The sequence below is a fragment of the Pseudomonas cichorii genome, from assembly GCF_018343775.1.
Taxonomy (GTDB): domain Bacteria; phylum Pseudomonadota; class Gammaproteobacteria; order Pseudomonadales; family Pseudomonadaceae; genus Aquipseudomonas; species Aquipseudomonas cichorii.
Genome location: NZ_CP074349.1, coordinates 2,804,447 through 2,830,280 on the forward strand (window position 1 = coordinate 2,804,447; position 25,834 = coordinate 2,830,280).

Consider the following 25,834-nt stretch of genomic DNA (forward strand, 5'->3'; position numbering starts at 1 on the left):
GCAGCTCATCTGTGCTTATTGTTCAGCCTCCTGAAGAACCCCACCTGTAATGGTTGATTTATTCATGCAATCGTCTGGCCCCCGTAATTCCCGTCGCTGGTTGATCAGTCTGCTGGTCCTGTTGGTTATCGTCGGTTTGTGCTGGTGGTTCTGGCCTGCGTCCTCTTCATCCCACAAGGGCGCCGAGTCGGGCAAGGCACCGGCAGCGGCAAGTGCAGGCAAAGTGGCGCGGCCAGGTTTCGGTGGTTCGGCGGCAGCGGTTCCGGTGCGGGTTGCCCCGGTGACCCAGGGCGACTTTCCGATCTATTACAAGGCGCTGGGCACGGTGACTGCGACCAACACCATCAATGTGCGCAGCCGTGTGGCGGGAGAGCTGGTCCGTATCCATTTCCAGGAAGGGCAGATGGTCAAGGCGGGCGATCTGCTGGCCGAAATCGACCCGCGCACCTATCAGGTCGCGTTGCAGCAGGCTGAAGGCACCCTGGCGACCAATCAGGCGCTTTTGAAGAACGCCCAGCTCGATGTGCAGCGTTACCGCGGGCTGTTCGCCGAGGACAGCATCGCCAAGCAGACCCTGGACACTGCCGAATCCCTGGTGAACCAGTATCAGGGGACCATCAAGTCCAATCAGGCGGCTGTGGCGGAGGCGAAGCTCAATCTGGACTTCACCCGCATCAAGGCCCCGATTGCCGGACGTGTCGGCCTCAAGCAACTGGATATCGGCAATCTGGTCGCTGCCAACGACACCACGGCGCTGGTGGTGATTACCCAGACCCAGCCGATTTCGGTCAACTTCACCTTGCCGGAGAAAGACCTTTCAGCCGTCATCGCCCGTTATCGCAGCAGCGACAAACTGCCTGTCGAGGCCTGGGACCGGGGCGACCTCAAGTTGCAGGCCACTGGTGTGCTCGCGAGCCTGGACAACCAGATCGATGTCACCACCGGCACCCTGAAGTTCAAGGCCCGTTTTGAAAACCGCGATGAAGTGCTGTTCCCCAATCAGTTTGTGAATGTGCGCCTGCGTGCCGATACCCTCAAGCAAGCGGTGCTGGTACCTACAGCGGCCGTGCAGTTCGGCACCAATGGCACCTTTGTCTATGCGCTGGACGGCGACAAGAAGGTCAAGGTCAACCTGCTCAAGACCGGCCCGAGCGATGAGAACTCGACCGTCGTGCTCGAAGGCCTGGCTGCCGGTGCGCAGGTCGTGCTCGAAGGCACCGACCGGCTGCGCGACGGAGCCGCAGTGGAGGTGGTCACTGACAGCAAGGACGTGCCGTCCACTCCAGGCCAGCAGTTGCAGGGCAAGCCTGACAAGGCCACCGATAAATCGGCCTCGGCCGACAAGGTGGAAAAAAACCAAGCATGAACATGTCGCGCCTGTTCATCCTGCGTCCGGTCGCCACCACGCTGAGCATGTTGGCGATTGTGCTGGCCGGTTTGATCGCCTACACCCTATTGCCGGTTTCGGCCCTGCCACAGGTGGATTACCCGACCATCCGGGTCATGACCCTGTATCCGGGCGCCAGCCCGCAGGTCATGACCAGCGCCGTGACGGCGCCGCTGGAGCGACAGTTCGGGCAGATGCCGGGGCTGGACCAGATGGCGTCCACCAGTTCGGGCGGCGCGTCGGTCATCACCTTGCGTTTCAATCTTGAAATCAACATGGACGTGGCCGAGCAGGAAGTGCAGGCGGCCATCAATGCCGCGACCAACCTGTTGCCCAATGATCTGCCTGCGCCACCGGTCTACAACAAGGTCAACCCGGCGGATACGCCGGTCCTGACCCTGGCAATCACTTCCAGGACCATGCTGCTGCCCAAGCTCAACGATCTGGTGGATACGCGCATGGCGCAGAAAATCTCCCAGATCAGCGGCGTCGGCATGGTCAGCATCGCGGGCGGGCAGCGTCAGGCGGTGCGGATCAAGGTCAACCCCGAAGCCCTGGCTGCCAACGGCCTGAATCTGGCGGACGTGCGCACGCTGATCAGTGCCTCCAACGTCAACCAGCCAAAGGGTAACTTCGACGGTCCGACCCGGGTGTCGATGCTCGATGCCAACGACCAGCTCAAGTCCCCCGAGGAATACGCCAACCTGATCCTGGCCTACAGCAATGGTGCACCGCTGCGTCTCAAGGATGTGGCAGAGATCGTCGATGGTGCGGAAAACGAGCGACTGGCCGCCTGGGCCAACCGCAATCAGGCGGTGCTGCTCAATATCCAGCGTCAGCCCGGTGCCAACGTCATCGAGGTGGTAGACCGGATCAAGGCCTTGCTGCCCAGCATCACGGACAACCTGCCGGCCGGACTGGATGTGGTTGTGCTGACCGACCGTACCCAGACCATCCGCGCCTCGGTGACCGACGTTCAGCATGAGTTGCTGATCGCCATCGTGCTCGTGGTACTGGTGACTTTCCTGTTTCTGCGCCGGGTCAGTGCAACCATCATTCCGTCGATTGCCGTGCCGTTGTCCCTGATCGGCACGTTTGGCGTGATGTATCTGGCCGGTTTCTCCATCAACAACCTCACGCTGATGGCCCTGACCATCGCCACCGGTTTTGTGGTGGACGATGCCATCGTGATGCTGGAGAACATTTCCCGGCATATCGAAGAGGGTGAAACACCTTTTCAGGCAGCCTTGAAGGGCGCGAAGCAGATCGGCTTCACGCTGATTTCCCTTACCCTGTCGCTGATTGCCGTATTGATCCCGCTGCTGTTCATGGCCGATGTGGTCGGGCGTCTGTTCCGGGAGTTCGCTATTACCCTGGCAGTGGCGATCCTGATTTCTCTTGTTGTTTCCCTGACCCTGACCCCGATGATGTGCGCCCGCTTGCTCAAGCGTGAGCCAAAGGAAGAAGAGCAGGGGCGTTTCTACCGCGCCAGCGGTGCCTGGATCGACTGGCTGATCCGCATCTATTCCGACAAGCTGCGCTGGGTGCTCAAGCACCAGCCTCTGACCCTGCTGGTTGCCATCGGTACGATGGGTTTGACCGTCGTGCTGTACATGGCCGTTCCCAAGGGCTTCTTTCCGGTGCAGGACACCGGCGTGATCCAGGGTATTTCCGAAGCGCCGCAGTCGGTGTCGTTCAAATCCATGAGCGAGCGTCAGCAATCGCTGGCGGACATTATTCTCAAGGATCCTGCCGTTGCGAGCCTGTCTTCCTATATAGGTGTCGATGGTGACAACGCGACGCTCAACAGCGGCCGCCTGCTGATCAACCTCAAGCCCCACGGCGAGCGCGACCTGACTGCCATGCAGGTCATCCAGCGTCTGCAACCTCAACTGGACGGCTTGTCGGGCATTCGCCTGTTCATGCAGCCGGTGCAGGACCTGACCATCGAAGACCGGGTCAGCCGGACCCAGTACCAGTTCAGCATGTCGTCACCTGATGCCGAACTGCTCAGTCTGTGGAGCGGCAAGCTGGTGGACGCCCTGAGCAAGCGCCCGGAACTGACCGATGTCGCCAGTGACCTGCAGGACAAGGGCTTGCAGGTTTACCTGATGATCGACCGCGATGCTGCAAGCCGCGTGGGCGTTACCGTGGCCAATATCACCGATGCGCTGTACGACGCTTTCGGTCAGCGGCAGATTTCCACCATCTACACCCAGGCCAGTCAGTATCGAGTGGTGCTGCAGGCGGCTTCCGGCAACGAGCTGGGCCCCAGGGCGCTGGAGCAGATTCACGTCAAGACCACCGATGGCGGTCAGGTCAAGCTGTCGAGTCTGGCCAGGGTCGAGCAGCGTCAGGCACAACTGGCGATTGCCCATATGGGGCAGTTCCCGGCGGTCATGATGTCGTTCAACCTCGCGCCTGATGTGGCGCTGGGCCAGGCGGTGCAGGTGATCGAGCAGGTACAGAAAGACATCGGCATGCCGATTGGCGTGCAGACCCAGTTCCAGGGCGCTGCCGCAGCGTTTCAGGCCTCGTTGTCCAGCACGCTGCTGCTGATCCTGGCGGCGGTGGTGACCATGTACATCGTGCTGGGTGTGCTCTACGAGAGTTATATCCACCCGATCACCATTCTCTCGACCCTGCCATCGGCAGCGGTGGGCGCATTGCTGGCTCTGATGATCAGCGGCAACGATCTGGGGATGATCGCCATCATCGGCATCATTCTGCTGATTGGTATCGTCAAGAAGAATGCCATCATGATGATCGACTTCGCCCTGGACGCCGAACGTAATCGCGGCATCGACCCCGAAACGGCTATCTATGAAGCGGCGTTGCTGCGTTTCCGGCCGATCCTGATGACGACCCTGGCGGCGCTGTTCGGCGCGATACCGCTGATGCTGGCCACCGGCTCCGGCGCAGAGCTGCGTCAGCCGCTGGGGCTGGTGATGGTCGGCGGCCTGTTGCTCAGCCAGATCCTCACGCTGTTCACGACCCCGGTGATCTATCTGTACTTCGATCGCCTTGGCCGTCGCTGGGCGCGCAAGCCTGACTCAAGACAGGTCGAAGCATGAACCTGTCCGCACCCTTTATCAGCAGGCCGGTCGCCACCGTTCTGCTGAGTCTGGCAATCATGCTGCTGGGCGCGGTCAGTTTCAGGCTGTTGCCCGTGGCGCCGTTGCCGAACATGGATTTCCCGGTGATTGTGGTATCGGCCAGCCTGCCGGGCGCGAGCCCCGAGATCATGGCCTCCAGTGTGGCCACGCCGCTGGAGCGCTCGCTGGGATCCATCGCCGGCATCAATACCATGAGCAGCAGCTCGAGCCAGGGGACGACCCGGGTGATCCTGCAGTTCGACCTGGACCGGGATATCAACGGTGCGGCGCGGGAAGTGCAGGCGGCAATCAACGCCTCGCGCAATCTGTTGCCCAGTGGCATGCGCAGCATGCCGACCTACAAGAAGGTCAACCCTTCCCAGGCACCGATCATGGTACTGACCCTGACTTCCGATGTGCTGGAAAAAGGGCAGCTCTACGATCTGGCCTCGACCATCCTGTCCCAGAGCCTCTCTCAGGTGACTGGTGTCGGCGAGGTGCAGATTGGCGGCAGTTCGCTACCGGCCGTGCGTATCGAGCTGGAACCGAACATGCTGGACCAGTACGGTGTTTCCCTCGACGAAGTGCGCACCACCATCACCGGTTCCAACGTGCGTCGTCCCAAGGGGTTTGTGGAAGACAGCCAGCATAACTGGCAGGTCCAGGCCAACGACCAGCTGGAAAAGGCCAAGGATTACGCGCCACTGATCATTCGCTATCAGGATGGCGCGGCACTGCGTCTCAAGGATGTGGCCAAGGTCAGCGACGCCGTGGAAAACCGCTACAACAGTGGTTTCTTCAATGACCAGTCGGCCGTGCTGCTGGTTATCAACCGTCAGGCCGGTGCCAACATCATCGAGACGGTGGCGCAGATCAAGGAGCAGTTGCCTGCCTTGCAGGCGGTCTTGCCTGCCAGTGTGAAGCTGAATATCGCCATGGACCGTTCGCCGGTCATCAAGGCCACGCTGCATGAAGCCGAGATGACCCTGTTGATTGCCGTGGTTCTGGTGATTCTGGTGGTGTTCCTGTTTCTGGGCAGTCTGCGGGCTTCGCTGATCCCGACACTGGCGGTGCCGGTTTCCCTGGTGGGTACTTTCGCCATCATGTATCTGTGCGGTTTCTCCCTGAACAACCTGTCGCTGATGGCCCTGATTCTGGCCACCGGGCTGGTGGTGGACGACGCAATCGTGGTGCTGGAGAACATTTCCCGGCATATCGATGAGGGTGTCCCGCCGATGAAGGCGGCTTACCTGGGGTCCAAGGAAGTCGGTTTCACGTTGTTGTCCATGAACGTTTCGCTGGTGGCCGTGTTCATCTCGATCCTGTTCATGGGCGGTCTGGTGGAAAGCCTGTTCCGGGAGTTTTCCATCACGCTGTCGGTGGCGATCATCGTTTCACTGCTGGTTTCCCTGACGTTGACGCCGATGCTCTGCGCGCGCTGGCTCAAGCCTCAGGAGCAGGAAAAGAGTGCTTTTCAACGCTGGAGCCAGCGCGTCAACGATCGCATGGTGGTCGGCTATGACCGTTCCCTTGGCTGGGTGCTGCGTCACCCGCGTCTGACGCTGCTCAGCCTGCTGATTACCATCGTGGTGAACGTCGCGCTGTATGTGGTGGTGCCCAAGACCTTCCTGCCGCAGCAGGATACGGGGCAACTGATGGGGTTCATTCGTGGCGATGACGGTCTTTCGTTCACCGTGATGCAGCCCAAGATGGAAATCTTCCGCCGTGCCGTGCTGACCGATCCGGCGGTGCAGAGTGTTGCGGGGTTCATCGGCGGCAGTGGCGGGACCAACAATGCCTTCATGATCGTACGCCTGAAGCCGATTTCCGAACGCAAGGTATCCGCGACCCAGGTGGTCGAGCGTTTGCGCAAGACCCTGCCTCATGTGCCGGGCGGGCGATTGTTCCTGGCCCCGGATCAGGACCTGCAACTGGGCGGTGGTCGTGAACAGGCCAGCTCCCAGTATCAGTACATTCTGCAAAGCGGTGACCTGCAAAGCTTGCGCGAGTGGTATCCGAAAGTCGTGGCAGCCCTCAAGGCGTTGCCTGAGCTGACCGCCATCGACGCCCGTGAAGGGCGCGGTGCCCAGCAGGTCACTCTGGTGGTCAATCGGGATGCAGCCAAGCGCCTGGGTATCGACATGAACATGGTGACCACCGTGCTCAACAACGCCTATAGCCAGCGTCAGGTTTCCACCATCTATGACACCCTGAACCAGTATCAGGTGGTGATGGAGGTCAACCCCCGATACGCGCAGGACCCGGTCACGCTACAGCAGGTGCAGGTGATTACCGCAGACGGGCAGCGCGTGCCATTGTCGAGCATTGCCCATTATGAGCGCAGTCTTGCCAATGACCGGGTGTCCCATGAAGGCCAGTTCGCTTCGGAAAGCATTTCCTTCGATCTGGCCGAAGGCGTCAGCCTCGACACGGCGACGGTGGCCATAGAGCGTGCGATTGCCAAGGTCGGTTTGCCTTCGGAAGTCATCTCCAAGATGGCCGGTGCTGCCGACGCCTTTGCAGCCACTCAGAAAGGCCAGCCATTGATGATTCTCGGGGCCTTGCTGGCGGTTTATCTGGTGCTGGGGATTCTTTACGAAAGCTACATTCATCCATTGACGATCCTCTCGACCCTGCCGTCGGCCGGTGTCGGAGCCTTGCTGAGCATCTATGTGCTGGGCGGCGAATTCAGTCTGATTTCCCTGTTGGGGCTGTTTCTGCTCATTGGGGTCGTGAAGAAAAATGCCATCATGATGATCGACCTGGCCCTGCATCTGGAGCGTGAATCGGGAATGACGCCACAGGAGTCGATCCGCAGTGCCTGCCTGCAACGTCTGAGGCCGATCCTCATGACCACGATTGCTGCCATTCTGGGGGCCTTGCCGCTCCTGCTGAGTAACGCCGAAGGTGCGGAAATGCGCCGTCCGCTGGGCCTGACCATTATCGGCGGACTGGTCTTCAGCCAGATTCTGACCCTTTACACCACCCCCGTGGTTTACCTCTATCTCGACCGGCTGCGCCACCGATTCAATCGCTGGCGTGGCGTGCGCACCGATGCTGCTCTGGAAACCCCGCTATGACTGACCATCCGGCAATCAAATCCAACCCGCAGTGGCTTGTCCGGCCACTGGCAACGGGGCTTTGCGTCCTGCTGCTGAGCGCCTGTGCCGTAGGGCCTGACTACCACAAGCCGTCAGTGACCACGCCTGTGCAGTTCAAGGCGGCCGAGGGCTGGCGTCAGGCGACACCGAGCGATGCCATGGCCCGTGGCGCATGGTGGGAGGTGTATGGCGACAGCGAGCTCAATGCGCTGGTGGAGCGGCTCAACAGTTCCAACCAGACGGTCGCACAATATGAAGCCCAGTACCGGCAGGCCAGGGCATTGGTGCGCAGTTCCCGCGGTGCGCTGTTTCCCACGCTGGACCTGACGGCCGGCAAGACCCGCTCGAGCCAGGGTTCCTCCAGCACCAGTACGTCGGGTTCCAGCGGTATCAACGATTCCTACAATGCTCAACTGGGCGTGAGCTGGGAAGCCGATATCTGGGGCAAGTTGCGCCGTGGGCTGGAAGCCGACACCGCCAGCGCCCAGGCCAGCCTTGCAGATCTGGCTGCCATGCAGTTGAGCCTGCAATCGGAACTGGTGCAGAACTACCTGCAATTGCGGGTGCTGGACGAGCAGAAGCGTTTGCTGGAGTCCACTGTCCAGGCTTACGAACGTTCCCTGACCATGACCCGCAATCAGTATCAGGCCGGTATTTCCGGGCGCGAAGCCGTGGCCCAGGCCCAGACCCAGCTCAAGACCACCCAGGCCGACCTGATTGATCTGACGTGGCAGCGCGCCCAGTTCGAGAATGCCATCGCGGTCTTGATGGGCATGGCGCCAGCCGAGTTCAATCTGCCAGCGACGACCACGATCCCGGAGTTGCCGCAGATTCCGGTGGGCATTCCTTCGCAATTGCTGGAGCGTCGCCCTGATATCGCGGCTGCCGAACGCTCCATCATGGCCGCCAACGCTAACATCGGTGTCGCCAAGGCCGCTTACTACCCGGATTTCACCCTGAGCCTGAGTGGCGGCTATAACAGCAATTCGTTTTCCAACTGGATCAGCCTGCCGAACCGCTTCTGGTCGGTCGGGCCGCAAATGGCCCTGACGCTGTTCGATGCCGGCAGACGCTCTGCGGAAGTCGATCGCATTGAAGCCGTCTATGACCAGACCGTTGCGCAATACCGGCAAACGGTCCTGAACGGCTTCCAGGAGGTGGAAAACTACATGGTTCAGCTCAAGGTTTACGAGGAGGAAGCGACCGTTCGGCAGGAAGCGCTGGATGCTGCCCGTGAATCCCTGCGCCTGACCAGCAACCAATACAAAGCCGGAGTCATCGGCTATCTGGATGTCGTCAATGTGCAGACCACTGCGCTGAGCAACGAGCGCAGCGTCTTGAATGTGCTGCAAAGCCGCCTGATTGCCAGTGTGCAGTTGATCGCTGCAATGGGGGGTGGCTGGGATGCCCGGAGCGGTCTGCAGATCAAGGAATGATCAGTGCATCGAGGAGGGCGGATGACATCAATGTGCTATCTGTCTGAAATAGTTATTTTGTATGTGGCTAATAGCCATATTTGTGAGCGCCTGACGCGACATTTTCCTGCTTTTGCGTAGAATTGCCCGCACTGTCTGGCATGGATGCGTTAACCGGATCCATGTCACAGGAGCGCTCATGTTGACTGGTCACTACACGCCCTCACTGGTCTTCATCTCCATATTCGTTGCGATCCTTGCTTCGTATACCGCTCTCGATCTGGCTGGCCGCATTGCTTCGGCCAAAGGCCGTGCCGTTTACATATGGATGGGCGGCGGAGCTTTTGCCATGGGCATCGGCATCTGCTCCATGCACTTTATCGGGATGCTGGCTTTCCAGTTGCCCATCGAGGTGGGTTTCGACATCTCTCTGACCCTGTGGTCACTGCTGATTGCAATGGTGTCTTCGGGGATTGCCTTGTGGCTGGTCAATCAGCCGCAATTACCCTTGTCGCACCTTGCGCTCGGTGCCTTGTTCATGGGGGGCGGCATCAGTGCCATGCATTACACCGGCATGGCTGCGATGAGTATGCAGCCCGGCATCGAATACGACCCCTTTCTGTTCATCTTGTCCTTGTTGATTGCCGTGCTGGCTTCGGCGGCTGCCATCTGGATTGCCTTCCGTTTGCGCAACCGGACTTCCAATGTGTTTCTGGTCCGTGCCGGGGCTGCTGTGGTCATGGGCGTGGCCATCGTGGGCATGCACTACACCGGCATGGCGGCGGCCAGCTTTCCCGAGGGCAGCTTCTGTGGCGCGCTGGGTAACGGGCTCAAAACCGACGGCCTGGACAAGCTGGTGCTGGTCACCAGCCTGGCGGTACTGACTATTGTGCTCCTGACCTCGATCCTCGACGCCCGTCTGGAAGCCCGCACCGCTGTGCTGGCCAATTCGCTGCTCGAAGCCAACCGTGAACTGACTCACCTGGCCCTGCATGACAGCCTGACCAGCCTGCCGAACCGTGTACTGCTGGCGGATCGTATCGAGCAGGCCATGAAGAAGGCGAACGACAGTGGCGGCTGTTTTGCGTTGATGTTCATGGATCTGGATGGCTTCAAGCCGGTAAACGATGCGTTTGGTCATCATGTCGGCGATCAGCTGTTGCGTCAGGTCGCGTTGCGCCTGCGTGAAAACCTGCACCGCCATGACACCCTGGCGCGTATCGGTGGCGATGAGTTCGTGTTGCTGATGGAGTTGCAGGATGTCGAAGATGCATTGGCCGTGGCTTCCCGCCAGGTGAATGTGATTGCCCAACCGTTCGATATTGCCGGACACACTTTGCAGGTTTCGGTCAGCATCGGGATCTGCATATACCCGGGCAATGGCCAGACCCTGCATGAACTGCTGATGAACGCCGACGCAGCGATGTATCACGCCAAGGCGGCCGGCAAGAACGGTTACAGCTTCTTCGAGTCGTCGATGAACGCCAATGCCCGCAACCAGATGCAAGTCCTGCAAGACTTGCGCACAGCCATCCGGCACAAGCATTTCTGCCTGCACTACCAGCCCAAGTTCGATGCGGTCACCAATACGCCTGTCGGGGCTGAAGCCTTGCTGCGCTGGAATCACCCGGAGCAGGGCATGCTCGGGCCGGACACGTTCATCGAGCTGGCGGAAAAGACCGGCCTGATTATCCCGATTGGCGAATGGGTGCTGGATGAAGCCTGTCGCCAGATGAGCGAATGGTATGCCCAGGGCTACACCCATTGGCGTATTGCGGTAAACCTGTCGGCCTTGCAGTTCTGTCATGCCGGACTGGTCACGACGGTCGCCAATACCTTGTCCAGGCACCGGCTCGCGCCCAACTGCCTGACCCTGGAAATTACCGAAACCACGGCCATGAGCAATGCCGAGGTCACCATGCACGTCTTGCAGAAGCTCTCGGCCATGGGCGTCGATATTTCCATTGACGATTTCGGCACCGGTTACTCCAGCCTGATGTACCTCAAGCATCTGCCAGCCAATGAAATCAAGATCGACCGTGGTTTCGTCCGTGACCTGGATCATGACCTTGATGATGCCGCCATCGTTTCGGCCATCGTCGCCGTAGGCCGGGCTCTGGACTTGCGCATTGTTGCCGAAGGCGTTGAAAACAGTGTTCAGCAGAGCTTTCTTACCAACCTGGGTTGCAATGCCTTGCAGGGCTATCTGCTGGGGATTCCATTACCTGCGCAACAATTCATGAGTCATATCCAGTCGATCGAGGAGGACTCATCGACGAGGCTGAATGGAGCGATGGCTGAAATACAGGATGGCGTTCATATCAAAACGCTGGCAGGATCGATTCTGCATGCGAGCGCCGTGGGTCCGCTAGGCTCTGTGTGAGCAACGGATCCCTGGCGATCCCTGGCCCCTGAAAAACCCACGAGAGACATTCATGGATAAAGTCCTCCTCATTACCGGCGGCTCCCGCGGGATCGGTGCTGCCACGGCGCTTCTGGCGGCTTCACACGGTTATCGAATCTGCATCAATTACCTGTCCGACCATGCTTCTGCCGAGAAAATATGCACCCGAGTCCGGGAATTGGGGGCGCAGGCCATTGCGGTACAGGCCGATGTCAGTAACGAGGACGAAATCATCCGCCTCTATGCGCGTATCGATTCAGAGTTGGGACCTGTTACTCATCTGGTCAACAACGCCGGGACCATTGCCCATACCTCGCGGCTGGACGACATGTCCGAGTTCCGCATGCTCAAGATCATGATGACCAACGTGGTCGGCCCGATGCTGTGCAGTAAACACGCCTTGTTGCGCATGTCGCCGCGCCATGGCGGCAACGGCGGCAGCATCGTCAACGTGACCTCGGCTGCTGCCCGACTGGGTGCGCCGGGTGAATATATCGATTACGCCGCTTCCAAGGGGGCGCTGGATACGTTCACCATCGGTTTGTCCAAGGAGGTCGCAGGCGAGGGGATTCGGGTCAATGCGGTAAGACCGGGCTTTATCTTCACCGACTTTCATGCCCTGAGTGGCGATCCGTTTCGGGTCAGCAAGCTCGAAGGGGACATCCCCATGTGTCGGGGCGGAAAAGCCGAAGAGGTGGCCGAAACCATCGTCTGGCTGCTGTCGGACCATGCTTCATACGTGACCGGCACTTTTATTGACGCGGCGGGCGGGCGCTGAGGCTCAATTGTCCAGCAACGAACGAATGATCCGCCCCAGGGTTTCCATGGCCTTTTCGGAGGCCGTGGTCCAGGGGCTGCCGTAGTTCAGGCGAATGCAGTTGCCAAAGCGTCGGGTTGGCGAAAAGATTGGCCCTGGCGCAATACTGATCCCCTGTGCCAACGCCACCTGGAAGACTTTCAGCGAGTCGAGCGGCTCCGGCAGTTCAACCCACAGAAAATAACCGCCCACCGGCTGACTGACCCTGGTCTGTGCCGGGAAGTATCGACCGATGGCACCCAGCATGGCTCGCTGTTGATCTTCCAGTGCATAGCGCAATTTGCGCAGATGCCGGTCGTAACCACCGTGTTGCAGATAGTCCGCAATGGCGGCCTGAGCGGGCATCGAAGCGCACAGTGATGTCATCAGTTTCAGGCGTTCGATTTTCTGCGCGTAGCGGCCAGCCGCCACCCAGCCGATCCGATAGCCTGGCGCCAGGCTTTTGGAAAACGAGCCGCAATGCATGACCAGCCCATCGGTATCGAAGGCTTTGGCCGGTTTCGGGGCCTGAGGACCGTAGTACAGCTCGGCGTAGGCATCATCCTCGATCAACGGCACCTGATGCTCGCGCAACAATTCCACCAATTCACGTTTGCGCGCTTCAGGGACCAGAGCGCCGGTCGGGTTCTGGAAAGTGGTCATGCACCAGCAGACTTTGATCGGATGGCGTTCCAGAGCCTGTTTCAAAACGCCCAGATCGATACCGTCACGGGGATGAGTCGGAATCTCCACAGCCTTGAGTTTCAGGCGCTCCAGCACTTGCAGGCAGGCGTAAAACGTCGGCGCTTCGATGGCCACCAGATCACCCGGCTCGGTGACGGCTTGCAGGCACAAATTCAGGGCTTCCAGTGCGCCATTGGTAATCAGCAATTCCTCCATGGGCAACACCAGGCCATTGACCATGTAGCGCAAGGCGATCTGGCGGCGCAGTTGCGGATTGCCCGGCGACATGTCGGTGACCACCATGCGCGGGTCCATGTCACGGCTGGCGCTGGCCAGCGAACGGGAAAGGCGCGGCAACGGAAACAGCATCGGACTGGGGAAGGCCGAGCCAAAGGGCACGGTATTGGGGTCCTTGATGGAGTCCAGCACTGAAAACACCAGCTCACTGACATCCACCTCGGTGGATTCATTGACCTGGGTGCTGACCTGGGGCTCGCTGAACGGTTTGGGAGTATTGCCGACAATGCTGTTGACGAAATACCCGGAGCGAGCCCGTGCCCGAATCAACCCGCGACGTTCCAGCAGGTAATAGGCCTGGAACACGGTGGAAGGGCTGATGCCATGGGTCTGGCTCGCATAACGCACCGAAGGCACCCGCTGGTCCGGCCCTAACACGCCACTGCGAATCAACTCGGCTACATCGTCGGCATACTTCTCGTAACGCTTCATGGCATCACCGCTAATGAGGTAGCCGGACTATAAAGGCGAGGCTGTTTGCAGAACAGATGCAGGTTTGTGATTAAAAAGCAGATCAGATAAACGCCGTACAAGCGAATTCATTCGCGAAGAACCCGTACACCCGAAGAGTCATGTCATTTGAAATACCGTCTTGCGAATGAATTCGCGCCTACTCTCTGACGGTGTGATGTCGCTTGTCCTGCGCACCTTGCACCGTCAACGCATCGGCATCCGCCTCGGTTATCGGTACGTGCTGTCCATCTATCAGCGCCTCGGACATATGGGTCGCATCGTTGGTCGTGATGATCACATCAGCCACGAGGCTGCGCAAAATCCTATCGTGAAATGTCACGGAGCAGGATTGGTGAGCGCTATCGAATTCCAGTGTCATGGCACAGCTCCTTGAGGTGTGCGTCAAAACTCTCAGACATTCATGCCCTGCACATTGATTGGGGTCAGGGTTCGACGCAGGAGGTGTGCAGAGGCGCAACCTCCTGCTCCCGATCATTGCGGCAAGTCGTCCATCACAATGACAGGTGGCTCCTGCGGCGGTGGATCGCCCGCCGGTGGCTGAATCACCGGCGGCCTGGTCGGTGGCGGCTCTTCGGCGGGGGGCGGCACGGGCAGGGCGGGGTTATCGATATTCGGGTCCGGTGTTTCGGCAGGAATGGGGATATTCATGGTGTTCACCTCGATACCAGATAAGTGGCGTTCGTGATGTTTGACCGTCGGGGGCGGTCGGGAATTCAGACTGTTTTGTTCTGGGGCGACAAGAGTGTGCGCTGAGTGGTTGTTTCGTCCTCTGTTGTATATGAGGCTGCTTGTGCTTCTCTCAGTTCTCTTAATACGCGCCATTGTGTCTCTGATGTACTGTCTTTAATGGCGCCTGGGTGTTGAATGTCAAAAAACAAAAGTTCGTAATCAAAGATTTTAATTGGCATGGCTTGCCTTCTTTGCGGGCTTGTAAAATGCGGCTTGCCTTGGCGGCATGCGTGCTGCCGGCTTTGGCTGGAGTGCACAGGATTAGTCTGGATGTACGGCGTTTTTTATTTGTTTCATGCCTTCAGGTCAACATGATTGCGCGTGCCAGAATTTATAAGTTTTCTTTTGTGGAAACGTCTCACGTGTATTTAGGAGGTTTCTAAGTTGTTGCTGAATTTTATTCGGACTCCTTGATGGTTGTAAGATGTTTCCGTAAACCCAATCAACAGGCAGGGTCACACTCAATAAATATCTGATTTGAGAAACTACGCACATTTATCTCCAAGCCGTCTCCCACCGCTTCAACTCTGCACACTTGACATACCTCCCAAAAAAAGCCGACAAACGGTCGTCCAGGTTTTGCTTTCCCTAGCCGCTCAGGCGTTATGCGCTGTGGAATGGCCCGGCCCTGAGCGAACAGATTCGTCTACGCTGAGGCTCGTTCTCAAACTTTTTGAACTTTGCCTGTACCGGCGGCTCGGAAAACCATGCGACAGATTCAGGCGAATCAGGACCGTCTTTTCCTGTGCGCACCGCATCGATACAAAACCTTTTTTCTGCATGGATTGCACAGGAGCGTCCCAGGGGCGTGAGGAGTGATGCTCGATGAATGTGACTGCTGATCAGCCATACGGCCCGGATTCCCTGGCCTCTGATGTTCCACACCCAACCCGTCCCTTGACCCTGACCCATGCCCTGCAATTGCCGCGTATCGTGATCGAAGACACCATGCCGGTGATCGATGGCGGGTTGTTTGCCGTGAAGGGCATCGTCGGGCAGAAGGTCACGGTGACCAGCAAGGTGTTTGCCGACGGGCATGACAAGCTGGCGGTGCGTGTCTGTTGGCGGGCTGATGGTGAAGAGAACTGGCAGGACGCTTTGTTGCGTGACCTGGGCAATGACAGCTGGATCGGTGAGTTCACCCCGACATCGGTTGACCGTTATGTGTTTCGCCTGGAAGCCTGGATCGATCAGTACGCCAGCTATCGCTACGAACTGGAGAAAAAGTTCGCAGCCGGTGTGTCAATCGAGCTGGAGCTTGAAGAAGGGCGCCTGCATCTGCTGCATGCGGCCGAACGCACTCAGGGAGCCTTGCGCCAGCAGATCGAAAGTGTTCTCGAACGTCTCGGCCAGATAGACGCCGATGGCCGTGTCGCATTGCTCTTGCACAGTGAAACCTCGGCCTTGATGGTTCAGGCAGACAACCGTGCGTTTCTGAGCCGTAGCATCGAGTTCCCGTTGGATGTGGAGCGCCAGCTGGCGCAGTTCGCCAGTTGGTATGAGTTGTTTCCACGCTCGATTACCGATGATCCGGCACGGCACGGCACCTTCAATGATGTGCACTCGCGCCTGCCGATGATTCGGGACATGGGCTTCGATGTGCTGTATTTCCCGCCGATACATCCCATCGGACGCGCTCACCGCAAAGGCCCCAATAACTCGTTGACTGCAGGCCCGGACGATCCCGGCAGCCCGTATGCCATTGGCAGTGAAGATGGCGGTCATGAGGCCATTCACCCGCAACTGGGTACCCTTGAGGATTTCCGTAATCTGGTAGCGGCCGCCGCAGAACATGGTCTGGAAATCGCTCTGGATTTCGCTATTCAGTGTTCTCAGGATCATCCCTGGCTCAAGCAGCATCCGGGCTGGTTCTCCTGGCGCCCGGACGGCACCATCCGTTATGCGGAAAACCCGCCGAAGAAATATCAGGACATCGTCAACGTCGACTTCTATGCCGCCGATGCGATTCCCGGCCTGTGGCTGGAGTTGCGGGACATCGTGCTGGGCTGGGTCGAGGAGGGCGTGAAGATCTTTCGGGTCGACAACCCGCACACCAAGCCGCTGCCGTTCTGGCAGTGGATGATCGGTGACATTCGCAGCCAGCATCCTGATGTGATGTTCCTGGCCGAAGCCTTTACCAAACCCGCGATGATGGCGCGGCTGGGCAAGGTCGGCTATTCACAGAGCTATACCTATTTCACCTGGCGCAACACCAAGGCCGAGCTGTCCGAGTACCTGACCCAGCTCAATCAGCCGCCATTGCGCGATTGCTATCGTCCCAACTTCTTTGTCAATACGCCGGACATCAACCCGTACTTTCTGCACCAGTCGGGGCGGGCAGGTTTTCTGATCCGTGCTGCGCTGGCCACCATGGGCTCGGGCCTTTGGGGTATGTATTCGGGCTTCGAGTTGTGCGAGTCGGCCCCGATTCCCGGCAAGGAGGAATATCTGGATTCCGAGAAGTATGAGATCCGCGTCAGGGACTTCACGGCGCCAGGCAATATCATTGCCGAGATCGCCCAGCTCAATCGCATCCGCAGGCAGAACCCGGCGCTGCAGACCCATCTGGGCCTGAAGCTGTATGCGGCCTGGAACGACAATATTCTGTATTTCGGCAAGCGCTCGGATGATGGCAGCAACTTCATTCTGGTTGCGGTCAGCCTCGATCCGTTCAATGCCCAGGAGGCGCACTTCGAGTTGCCGCTTTGGGATATGGGTTTGCCTGACGATGCTGCTACGTCGGGCGAAGACCTGATGACCGGGCATCGCTGGACCTGGTACGGCAAGATTCAGTGGATGCGGATCGACCCTTCGTATCAGCCATTTGGCATCTGGCGGATCCAGGCCGCGAATTGAAGAGGCAGGAGCCCGTAATGGCGAAGAAGAAAGCTACTAACGCCACATTCATCAACGACCCGCTGTGGTACAAGGACGCGGTGATCTATCAAGTTCACGTCAAGTCGTTCTTCGACTCCAACAACGACGGTATCGGTGACTTTGCCGGCCTGATCGACAAGCTCGATTACATTGCCGAACTGGGCGTCAACACCATCTGGCTGTTGCCGTTCTATCCCTCGCCACGACGTGACGATGGCTACGACATTTCCGAATATCGCGATGTGCACAGCGATTACGGGACCATGGCTGATGCCAGGAAATTTATCGCTCAGGCTCACAAGCGTGGCTTGCGGGTCATCAGCGAGCTGGTCATCAATCACACCTCGGACCAGCATCCGTGGTTCCAGAAGGCGCGGCACTCCAAGCCCGGCTCCAAGGCTCGCGACTTTTATGTGTGGTCCGATACCGACCAGAAGTACGAAGGCACGCGGATCATCTTTCTGGACACGGAAAAGTCCAACTGGACCTGGGACCCGGTGGCCGGTCAGTACTTCTGGCACCGTTTCTACTCCCACCAGCCGGACCTGAACTTCGACAACCCCCAGGTGATGGATGCCGTGCTGGACGTCATGCGCTTCTGGCTGGACCTGGGAATCGATGGCCTGCGTCTGGATGCCATTCCTTATCTGATCGAACGGGATGGCACCAACAACGAGAACCTGCCCGAGACTCATCAGGTCCTCAAGCGTATCCGCGCCGAGATCGATGCCCATTATCCGGATCGCATGCTGCTGGCCGAAGCCAATCAATGGCCGGAGGACACGCAGCTGTATTTCGGTGATACCCATGGACCCAATGGCGATGAATGCCACATGGCGTTTCACTTCCCTTTGATGCCGCGCATGTACATGGCGCTGGCCCAGGAAGACCGTTTTCCGATCACTGACATTCTGCGCCAGACACCGGAAATTCCGGCCAACTGCCAGTGGGCGATTTTTCTGCGCAACCACGATGAGCTGACCCTGGAAATGGTCACCGATCGTGAGCGGGACTATCTGTGGAATTACTACGCGGCCGACAAGCGTGCACGTATCAACCTGGGCATTCGTCGACGTCTGGCTCCGCTGGTGGAGCGTGACCGGCGTCGCGTCGAACTGCTCAACAGCATGCTGTTGTCCATGCCGGGTACGCCGACGCTGTATTACGGCGATGAAATCGGCATGGGTGACAACATCTACCTGGGCGATCGCGACGGGGTTCGCACGCCGATGCAGTGGTCCATCGACCGCAATGGCGGTTTCTCCCGGGCCGATCCGGCCAGTCTGGTATTGCCGCCGCTGATGGACCCGCTGTACGGCTATCAGTCGGTCAACGTCGAAAGCCAGGAGAAAGACCCGCACTCCTTGCTGAACTGGAATCGCCGCATGCTGGCCGTACGCAAACAGCAGAAGGCCTTCGGGCGCGGCACCCTGAAAATGCTGTCGCCGTCCAATCGTCGCATCCTGGCCTACATTCGCGAATACACGGGGTCGGATGGACATAACGAGATCATTTTGTGCGTAGCCAACGTGTCCAGTGCCGCCCAGGCCGCCGAGCTTGAGCTGTCGGCCCATGCGGGCACTGTTCCGGTGGAAATGCTCGGCGGCAGTGCTTTCCCGCCGATCGGGCAACTGAGTTATCTGCTGACGCTGCCACCTTATGGTTTTTACTGGTTTCTTCTCGCCCCGGAGAATCAAATGCCCAGTTGGCACGTGGAACCTGCGCAAAGCATGCCGGACTTTCCCACGCTGGTACTCAAGAAGCGTCTTGAGGAGTTGCTCGACGAGCCGTTGCGCAGCACGATGGAAAGCACCTCCCTGGCGGTCTACCTGCCCAAGCGCCGCTGGTTTGCGGGCAAGGACAAGGCTATCGAGCAGGTCAATATCACCTATGCCGTTCGCTTCGGCGACCCGTCGCATCCGGTCCTGCTCAGTGAAATCGAGGTCACGGCCGGTGGCCAGCCTGAGCGCTATCAACTGCCTTTCGGGCTGCTGGCCGAAGACGACATCAGCAGTGCCTTGCCTCAGCAACTGGCGCTGGCCCGTGTACGACGTGGTCGACAAGTAGGTCTGATTACCGATGCCTTCACCTTGGAAACCTTTATCCGCGCAGTGATTCAGGGCATGCAGGATCAGACCGTACTGACCAGCAGCGAAGGCGAATTGCGTTTTGAAAACACCTCGGAGCTGGCTCCGCTGGGCTTGAGCGATGAGTCGGAGGTGCGTTACCTGTCCGCCGAGCAGTCCAACAGCTCGGTGGTGGTGGGCAGCAGTCTGGTGCTCAAGCTGATCCGCAAGGTCAGTGCTGGTATTCACCCGGAGCTGGAAATGGGCGCTTACCTGACCAATGCCGGTTATCGGAACATTTCGCCTTTGCTGGGTGCCGTGACCCGAGTCGGCAATGACGGACAACCGCACCTGTTGATGATTGCCCAGGGCTACCTGAGCAATCAGGGCGATGCCTGGGAGTGGACCCAGAACAACCTGGAGCGGGCGGTGCGCGATGCACTGGCGCATGGTGTGTCCGAGCAGGAGCAGCATTACAACGCATTGCTGGAACTGGCGGATTTCTCCGGTTATCTGGGGCAGCGGCTGGGAGAAATGCACCAGGTTCTGGCAACACCTACCGACAACCCGGACTTCGCGGTGCAAGTTACCAGCGCCAAGGACAGCCAGGCGTCGGCGAAAAGCGTCGGCGAACAGCTTGATCGTGCCCTGCAGTTGCTCGATCAGCGCAAGGATTCGCTGGGTGCCGATGATCAGCAACTGGTCAGCGACCTCATCGCCCGGCGCAAGTCCATCCAGAATCATGTGCAGGATCTGGCCAAACGCTCGGTGGGCGGTTTGCGCATGCGTGTCCACGGCGACCTGCACCTGGGCCAGGTATTGGTGGTCAAGGGCGATGCCTACCTGATCGACTTCGAGGGCGAACCTGCCCGCAGCCTGCCCGAGCGGCGCGCCAAACACAGCCCGTTCAAGGACGTCAGCGGCGTTTTGCGCTCTTTCGACTACGCTGCCGCCATGGCCGTGCGCAGCGCACAGAGCGTGGATACTTCCCAAGAGGCTGGCGTGGCCCGGCAGTCTGTGGCAGATACCTATCTGTCTCAGGCCCGCGAGTCTTTTCTGGGCGGATATCGCAAGGCAACCGCCGGTCTGGCCCATGAATGGAAAGACAAGACAGGGGAGAGCGCAGCGCTGGAATTGTTCACCCTGGAAAAAGCTGCTTATGAAGTGATCTACGAAGCCGAGAATCGTCCGAGTTGGTTGGCCGTGCCTTTGCAAGGTTTGCGTGGGTTGCTGGAATTATCCGATGGAGAAACCAAATGAATTTGCCTGACAAAATCGGCACGGGCCGCCAACCAATGCCCGCAGCCGTCGATATGGATGCGTTGATCCGTGCGGAGCACAGAGATCCCTTTTCCATTCTCGGGCCGCATGACGATGGCGCTCACGGGCAGTTCATCCGCGCGTATCTGCCGGGTGCCTTGAGTGTCCGGGTGCTTGCCCAGAATGACGGGCGGGATCTTGGTGAACTGCAGATGAGCGAAGTGCCGGGTTTTTTCGTCGGGCATTTCGAGCATGCACAGCCATACCTGTTGAAGATCAACTGGGCAGGCGGTGAACAGGTCACTGAAGATCCCTACAGCTTTGGTCCGTTGTTGGGTGAAATGGACCTCTACCTGTTTGCCGAAGGCAATCACCGCGACCTGAGCAGTTGCCTGGGCGCACAGATCACCAACGTTGCGGGCATCGATGGCGTGCGCTTTGCGGTCTGGGCACCCAATGCCCGCCGGGTTTCGGTGGTAGGCAACTTCAATAACTGGGACGGACGTCGCCATCCGATGCGCCTGCGTCATCCCTCCGGTGTCTGGGAAGTGTTCGTGCCTCGCTTGCAGGCAGGCGAGGTCTACAAATACGAGATTCTGGGCAGCCAGGGCATTCTGCCCTTGAAGTGCGACCCGGTGGCTCTGGCAACCACCTTGCCGCCCGATACCGCATCAAAGGTCGCCAACCCCCTGCAATTCGACTGGCAGGACCATGACTGGCTGCATTCTCGTGGCGACCGCCACACCCAGGCGGCGCCATTGTCGATCTACGAGCTGCATGCCGGGTCCTGGCAGATGGAGCAGAACGAAGATGGCACACAATGGCGGCAATACAACTGGCGTGAACTGGCTGACAGACTGATCCCTTACGTCAAGGAACTGGGTTTCACCCACATCGAGCTGATGCCGATCATGGAGCACCCTTTCGGTGGCTCCTGGGGTTATCAATTGCTGGCGCAGTTCGCTCCTACGGCGCGTTATGGTTCGCCCGAGGATTTTGCATTCTTCGTCAACGCCTGCCATCAGGCCGAAATCGGCGTGATCCTGGACTGGGTGCCTGCGCATTTCCCCACCGATACCCATGGCCTGGCCCAGTTCGACGGCACGGCGCTGTATGAATACGGCAACCCTCAGGAAGGCTTCCACCAGGATTGGGACACCCTGATCTACAACCTCGGTCGCACCGAAGTGCATGGTTTCATGCTGGCCTCGGCGTTGCACTGGCTCAAGCACTTCCATATCGACGGCCTGCGGGTGGATGCTGTGGCGTCGATGCTGTATCGGGATTATTCGCGCAAGGCTGGCGAATGGGTGCCGAACCGTTTTGGCGGGCGTGAAAACCTCGAAGCCATCGACTTTCTGCGTCACCTCAACGATGTGGTCGCGATTGAAGCGCCGGGCACCATGGTGATTGCCGAGGAGTCCACGGCCTGGCCGGGCGTCACCCAGAACACCCAGCAGGGCGGGCTGGGGTTCTCCTATAAATGGAACATGGGCTGGATGCATGATTCGCTGCATTACATGCAGCAAGACCCGATTCACCGCGCCCACCACCATAACGAGCTGAGCTTTGGCCTGGTGTACGCCTGGTCGGAGCGTTTCATCCTGCCGATTTCCCATGATGAAGTGGTACACGGCAAGCACTCGCTGATCGACAAGATGCCGGGTGATCGCTGGCAGAAATTCGCCAACCTGCGTGCCTACCTGACCTTCATGTGGACGCATCCGGGCAAGAAGCTACTGTTCATGGGCTGTGAGTTCGGCCAGTGGCGCGAGTGGAACCACGACGAGCAACTGGACTGGTACCTGCTGCAATATGCCGAGCATATCGGCGTGAAAAAGCTGGTATCGGACCTCAATCGTTTGTATCGCCAGGAAAAGGCCCTGCACGAGCGTGATGCCGAGCCGATGGGCTTCCAGTGGCTGATCGGTGACGATGCGGCCAACAGCGTGTTTGCGTGGCTGCGCTGGAGCAAGGAGGGCGAGCCGCTGCTGGTGGTCGCCAACATGACCCCGGTGCCTCGTGAGAGTTACTGCGTGGGCGTGCCTTTTGCCGGAACCTGGGTCGAGTTGCTCAACAGTGATGCTGAAACTTATGCCGGGTCGAATCTGGGCAATGGTGGTGGCGTTCATAGCGAAGACAGTCCGAGCCATGGCATGCCAGCTTCCGTTTCATTGAGCCTGCCGCCGCTGGCGGTGTTGATCCTCAAGCCCAAGGTCGAGGAATAGCGCGTCTGCGTAGGAGCAATCGGGCGGCGATCCGTTCATTCGCGAGAGACCGATACATCCGAAAAAATGTATCGTCTTAAATACCGCCTCGCGAATGAATTCGCTCTCATCAAAAAAGACGCAATACCATGAACTAGAACGTATTTTATGTAGGGTAAAAATGTTATCCGGCGTACATATCCATTATCGGCATGTGCTGGCCCTACTGGTTCCGCCTTTACGGCGGCCCCCTTTTGTTTCGGCAAAAGCTTTGGCCGAAACCAAAGTGACGCGCCGTAAAGGCGCAAGGCGGCCTCAAGCCGAACCATGAATCTGGAAACACCTGCGCCTGTTTGCTGCGCGACAGAGCGACAGCGCGGCGCCGAGGCGGCGGGTGATCTCCTACCAACTCACTCTGACCCCTAGATTCCCCCGCAACCCATCCAGGTCATTGTCATCCAGATTGCTGCTGTAATCGGCGCTGAGGTAAAGGCTGATTTCACGTGACAATCTGGCTGTCAGACCCACTCCCAGATCCGCCGTGGTGGCTTTGTGTTCAGTCTTGATCCGGTCGCTGTGATCGAAGGTCAGGGTGTCCGAGCCGTCAAAGTTGTGCCACAGGTTGCCTTGCAAAAATGGTTCGACCGGAATACCGCGCACCTGATAGCGCCCTTCAAGTCGCCCGCCAAGGCGTGCGCTGGTGTAGGGCTGTGAATCGAAGGCGACATGGGAAATGCCATCGTCCTGGCTATCAAGATCGATACGCTGGTGGATCACTTGTGCCTGGGGCTCGATGACCCAGTCCGGGTTCAGCTCAATCGGATAACCTGCCTCGATGGAAAGACTCAGGGCATCGCCTTCAGTGTCCATGCGAATGCCACGTTGCGAGCGGGTAGAGCCATCCACCCGCGTACCCATCGCCACGGTATCCACATACCAGCCTTTCGGGTCTATCAGGGTCCAGTACAGGCCCAGGCTATCGCCCTGGATTTTCAGTTTGCCGGTCCGGCGATCCTTGAAGCCTTCGGCAAAGCCTTTGACGTGGCCGTCCATGCGCGTGTGAGCCACGAACAGGCCGACCCGCTGGGTGCGCCCGTCGCCGTTTTGCAGCGCCAGCAAGTCGTGGCCGATCTGATAACCCTTGAGCGATGCATCCAGGCTTGGAGCCACGGTGCCCGACCAGTCCTGCCTGAAGTCATTGCCAAACAGGCGTGCCCAGCCAGCAGGCAATACGCCGGTTTCGGTCAGCAGGTTCTGGTCGCCCTGACGCTCATGGAAGGTGCCCAGTGAAGACAGGGCCAGTGTTGCGACCGCTGGCGTCACCACAGCGTAATTCGGCACTTCCAGGCGATACAAGGGAACCGGTGCAGCGCCACGCACCGGTTCGGGAAGCGGCGGGGTGCCCGGAGCCGGAATGGGCTGGGCGATGGCCGGTTGCACGGTTGGCTGTGTGGGATTTGTCGGTGTGGGGACTGGCGTTGGCGCCGGGGCTACAGGAGGAACGGGTGTCGAGGGTGGTGTCGGAGTGGGTGGTTCTGCGGCAGGCTCTTCGGGCACAGGCATGGCCGCCAGAGGTGCGGAAATCACCGAAGAGCGCAGAAACCAGCTGTTCTCCGAGTCTGCAGTCGCGCCGCCCTTGAACAGATAGTACTGATAGGCACCGACCGACAATGAATTTTTCAGGGAGAAGGCCGAGTTATCGCTGGTTGCACCATTGGCGGCCTGTACCACCTCGATCCCGTTCTGCAGGGTCAAGGCTCCGGTACCTCCCAGATTGTTGACTGCGATCTGGGTCGTACCGCTGATCGCTCCCCGGGAAACCACCAGCTTGTCACTGGGCGAGTTGTCACCGCCCAGCACCGATTGCAGCAACAGTTGTCCGTTGCTGCCCACGTAATTGCCATTGATCGTGAGTGTGTCGCTGGCACTGCCGGTGCTCATGTCCAGAGTACCGGCATTATTGAGTATGACCAGGCCGCTGCTGGTAAAGGGTGAAATGCTGCCCGATACGGATGTCAGGGTACTGCTGGCATCGACATTCATGACCCCGGTTCCGCTGACGCTGTCTCCCAGTGTGAAAATGCCTGCCAGGTCCAGTTGTGAGCCGTTACCGAGATTGACCGTTTCCCAATTGGCATAGCGTTCGGGTTTGGCGGAGGTGGTTGCGTCGAAGGTCAGTAGATCCGTGCCTGCGCCGCCATTGAGCAGAGGGTTTGGCCCCAGATGGTTTTCATCCAGATTGCGCAGTGTTGCGCTGTCATTGTCGCTTTCCATCAAAACGCTGCCGCGTATGTAGCCGCTATTGAGCCAGGTGAACGTGTCATTGCCAAAGCTGGTGCGTATCCCGCCGCGAATCTCGCCGCCACTGACGGTAATCCGGTCGTTGCCACCGCTGATGCTCACCAGCCCCCCAATACTGCCGCCCGATACAATAATGGTGTCTCGGCCAAATCCGGCCACCAGATTATTGACGATGGTTCCGCCTGACATGTCGAAGGTATTGTCATCCAGTTTCATGTCCACGCGGCCTATGGTACCGCCGGTCATTCTGGCCTGATCGCCATCCTCGAAGGCGCTACTGATCGTGCCGCCGGTCATGAGAAAGGTGTCCAGGCCATCGCCTTGAGTCAGCGAGCGCAGGGTGCCGCCACTCATGAAGAAATCGTCACGGTCGGCACCCTGATTGACATCGCCTGTGATGTTTCCTGCCGTGATGCGAAACTGATCCGGCCCCGCGCCCTGATTGACGCTGCCGGTGATGTTGCCGGAATTCATCTCGACCCTGTCGCTTCCTGGCCCATAGGTGACGCTGCCGTTAATCGAACCCGTACCTCCTGCAGGGAATATCAGCGTGTTATTACCGCCTGGTTTGTTCAAGGGACCGCTGCTGCCGCTGTCACAGACCTGTATCTCGTTGGTGATGGTGGCGGCGAGATCGCAGGCACCATGAGCGTTGGGGGAGATGAAGAGGGTCAGTACAGCCAGGGGAAGGATTCGAGCGATGAAGCGCAGGAGTAACCGGTGGTTGATTTTCATGACTGC

At 58.9% G+C, this 25,834-nt stretch carries 13 protein-coding genes and 1 pseudogene; 9 read left to right on the forward strand and 5 right to left on the reverse strand.

The window, feature by feature from the left end:
- Positions 1-49 precede the first annotated feature (49 nt).
- The 6 genes and pseudogenes from KGD89_RS12360 to KGD89_RS12385 all read left to right on the forward strand — a co-directional run bounded on the left by KGD89_RS12360 (position 50) and on the right by KGD89_RS12385 (position 12,180).
- Positions 50-1,366 carry an MdtA/MuxA family multidrug efflux RND transporter periplasmic adaptor subunit gene (locus tag KGD89_RS12360; RefSeq protein ID WP_025260092.1) on the forward strand — a complete coding sequence of 439 codons (1,317 nt, stop codon included), beginning with the start codon at positions 50-52 and terminating at the stop codon, positions 1,364-1,366.
- A complete protein-coding gene (locus KGD89_RS12365; RefSeq protein ID WP_025260093.1) occupies positions 1,363-4,461 on the forward strand; it encodes an MdtB/MuxB family multidrug efflux RND transporter permease subunit in 3,099 nt (1,032 codons plus the stop codon). The genes KGD89_RS12360 and KGD89_RS12365 overlap by 4 nt, the downstream gene beginning before the upstream one ends.
- Positions 4,458-7,562 (forward strand): efflux RND transporter permease subunit, encoded by a 3,105-nt coding sequence (locus KGD89_RS12370; protein ID WP_025260094.1) that lies wholly within the window; start codon positions 4,458-4,460, stop codon positions 7,560-7,562. The genes KGD89_RS12365 and KGD89_RS12370 overlap by 4 nt, the downstream gene beginning before the upstream one ends.
- On the forward strand, positions 7,559-9,019 hold the full coding sequence (locus tag KGD89_RS12375) for an efflux transporter outer membrane subunit (RefSeq protein WP_025260095.1): 1,461 nt from the start codon (positions 7,559-7,561) through the stop codon (positions 9,017-9,019). Before KGD89_RS12370 ends, KGD89_RS12375 begins: the two co-directional genes overlap by 4 nt.
- Before the next feature lie 178 nt (positions 9,020-9,197).
- A pseudogene (locus KGD89_RS12380) lies at positions 9,198-11,261 on the forward strand (putative bifunctional diguanylate cyclase/phosphodiesterase); the annotation flags it as partial.
- Between the two features lie 172 nt (positions 11,262-11,433).
- Positions 11,434-12,180 carry an SDR family oxidoreductase gene (locus KGD89_RS12385; RefSeq protein WP_025260097.1) on the forward strand — a complete coding sequence of 249 codons (747 nt, stop codon included), beginning with the start codon at positions 11,434-11,436 and terminating at the stop codon, positions 12,178-12,180.
- A 3-nt stretch (positions 12,181-12,183) separates the two neighbouring features.
- Here KGD89_RS12385 and mapR read toward each other — a convergent pair whose 3' ends face one another.
- The 4 genes from mapR to KGD89_RS12405 all read right to left on the reverse strand — a co-directional run bounded on the left by mapR (position 12,184) and on the right by KGD89_RS12405 (position 14,561).
- A complete protein-coding gene (gene mapR / locus KGD89_RS12390) occupies positions 12,184-13,611 on the reverse strand; it encodes a GntR family transcriptional regulator MpaR (protein WP_025260098.1) in 1,428 nt (475 codons plus the stop codon).
- Positions 13,612-13,789: 178 nt separating this feature from the next.
- A complete protein-coding gene (locus KGD89_RS12395) occupies positions 13,790-14,011 on the reverse strand; it encodes a DUF3203 family protein (protein WP_025260099.1) in 222 nt (73 codons plus the stop codon).
- 113 nt (positions 14,012-14,124) lie between these two features.
- Positions 14,125-14,301, reverse strand: a complete 177-nt coding sequence (locus tag KGD89_RS12400) for a hypothetical protein (RefSeq protein WP_167333078.1) — start codon at positions 14,299-14,301, stop codon at positions 14,125-14,127.
- A 65-nt stretch (positions 14,302-14,366) separates the two neighbouring features.
- On the reverse strand, positions 14,367-14,561 hold the full coding sequence (locus KGD89_RS12405) for a hypothetical protein (RefSeq protein ID WP_143008728.1): 195 nt from the start codon (positions 14,559-14,561) through the stop codon (positions 14,367-14,369).
- A gap of 646 nt (positions 14,562-15,207) precedes the next feature.
- Here KGD89_RS12405 and KGD89_RS12410 point away from each other — a divergent pair.
- From KGD89_RS12410 to glgB, 3 genes are read left to right on the forward strand one after another with little or no spacing between them, the layout of a single operon-like run.
- Positions 15,208-17,238, forward strand: a complete 2,031-nt coding sequence (locus KGD89_RS12410; protein WP_025260100.1) for an alpha-1,4-glucan--maltose-1-phosphate maltosyltransferase — start codon at positions 15,208-15,210, stop codon at positions 17,236-17,238.
- 17 nt (positions 17,239-17,255) lie between these two features.
- Entirely contained in the window at positions 17,256-20,585 is a 3,330-nt protein-coding gene (gene treS / locus KGD89_RS12415; protein ID WP_025260101.1) for a maltose alpha-D-glucosyltransferase, read from the forward strand.
- Positions 20,582-22,813, forward strand: coding sequence for a 1,4-alpha-glucan branching protein GlgB (gene glgB, locus KGD89_RS12420; RefSeq protein WP_025260102.1), 2,232 nt, complete (start codon positions 20,582-20,584; stop codon positions 22,811-22,813). Before treS ends, glgB begins: the two co-directional genes overlap by 4 nt.
- A 381-nt stretch (positions 22,814-23,194) precedes the next feature.
- Here the strand turns inward: glgB and KGD89_RS12425 are convergent, their stop codons facing one another.
- Positions 23,195-25,828, reverse strand: coding sequence for an autotransporter family protein (locus tag KGD89_RS12425; protein ID WP_025260103.1), 2,634 nt, complete (start codon positions 25,826-25,828; stop codon positions 23,195-23,197).
- Positions 25,829-25,834 lie beyond the last annotated feature (6 nt).

Excerpts from the sequence above, each read along its gene's own strand:
- KGD89_RS12360 (WP_025260092.1), top strand. The coding sequence starts at position 50 with ATGGTTGATTTATTCATGCAATCGTCTGGCCCCCGTAATTCCCGTCGC.
- KGD89_RS12365 (WP_025260093.1), top strand. The coding sequence starts at position 1,363 with ATGAACATGTCGCGCCTGTTCATCCTGCGTCCGGTCGCCACCACGCTG.
- KGD89_RS12370 (WP_025260094.1), top strand. The coding sequence starts at position 4,458 with ATGAACCTGTCCGCACCCTTTATCAGCAGGCCGGTCGCCACCGTTCTG.
- KGD89_RS12375 (WP_025260095.1), top strand. The coding sequence starts at position 7,559 with ATGACTGACCATCCGGCAATCAAATCCAACCCGCAGTGGCTTGTCCGG.
- KGD89_RS12385 (WP_025260097.1), top strand. The coding sequence starts at position 11,434 with ATGGATAAAGTCCTCCTCATTACCGGCGGCTCCCGCGGGATCGGTGCT.
- mapR (WP_025260098.1), bottom strand. The coding sequence starts at position 13,611 with ATGAAGCGTTACGAGAAGTATGCCGACGATGTAGCCGAGTTGATTCGC.
- KGD89_RS12395 (WP_025260099.1), bottom strand. The coding sequence starts at position 14,011 with ATGACACTGGAATTCGATAGCGCTCACCAATCCTGCTCCGTGACATTT.
- KGD89_RS12400 (WP_167333078.1), bottom strand. The coding sequence starts at position 14,301 with ATGAATATCCCCATTCCTGCCGAAACACCGGACCCGAATATCGATAAC.
- KGD89_RS12405 (WP_143008728.1), bottom strand. The coding sequence starts at position 14,561 with ATGCCAATTAAAATCTTTGATTACGAACTTTTGTTTTTTGACATTCAA.
- KGD89_RS12410 (WP_025260100.1), top strand. The coding sequence starts at position 15,208 with ATGAATGTGACTGCTGATCAGCCATACGGCCCGGATTCCCTGGCCTCT.
- treS (WP_025260101.1), top strand. The coding sequence starts at position 17,256 with ATGGCGAAGAAGAAAGCTACTAACGCCACATTCATCAACGACCCGCTG.
- glgB (WP_025260102.1), top strand. The coding sequence starts at position 20,582 with ATGAATTTGCCTGACAAAATCGGCACGGGCCGCCAACCAATGCCCGCA.
- KGD89_RS12425 (WP_025260103.1), bottom strand. The coding sequence starts at position 25,828 with ATGAAAATCAACCACCGGTTACTCCTGCGCTTCATCGCTCGAATCCTT.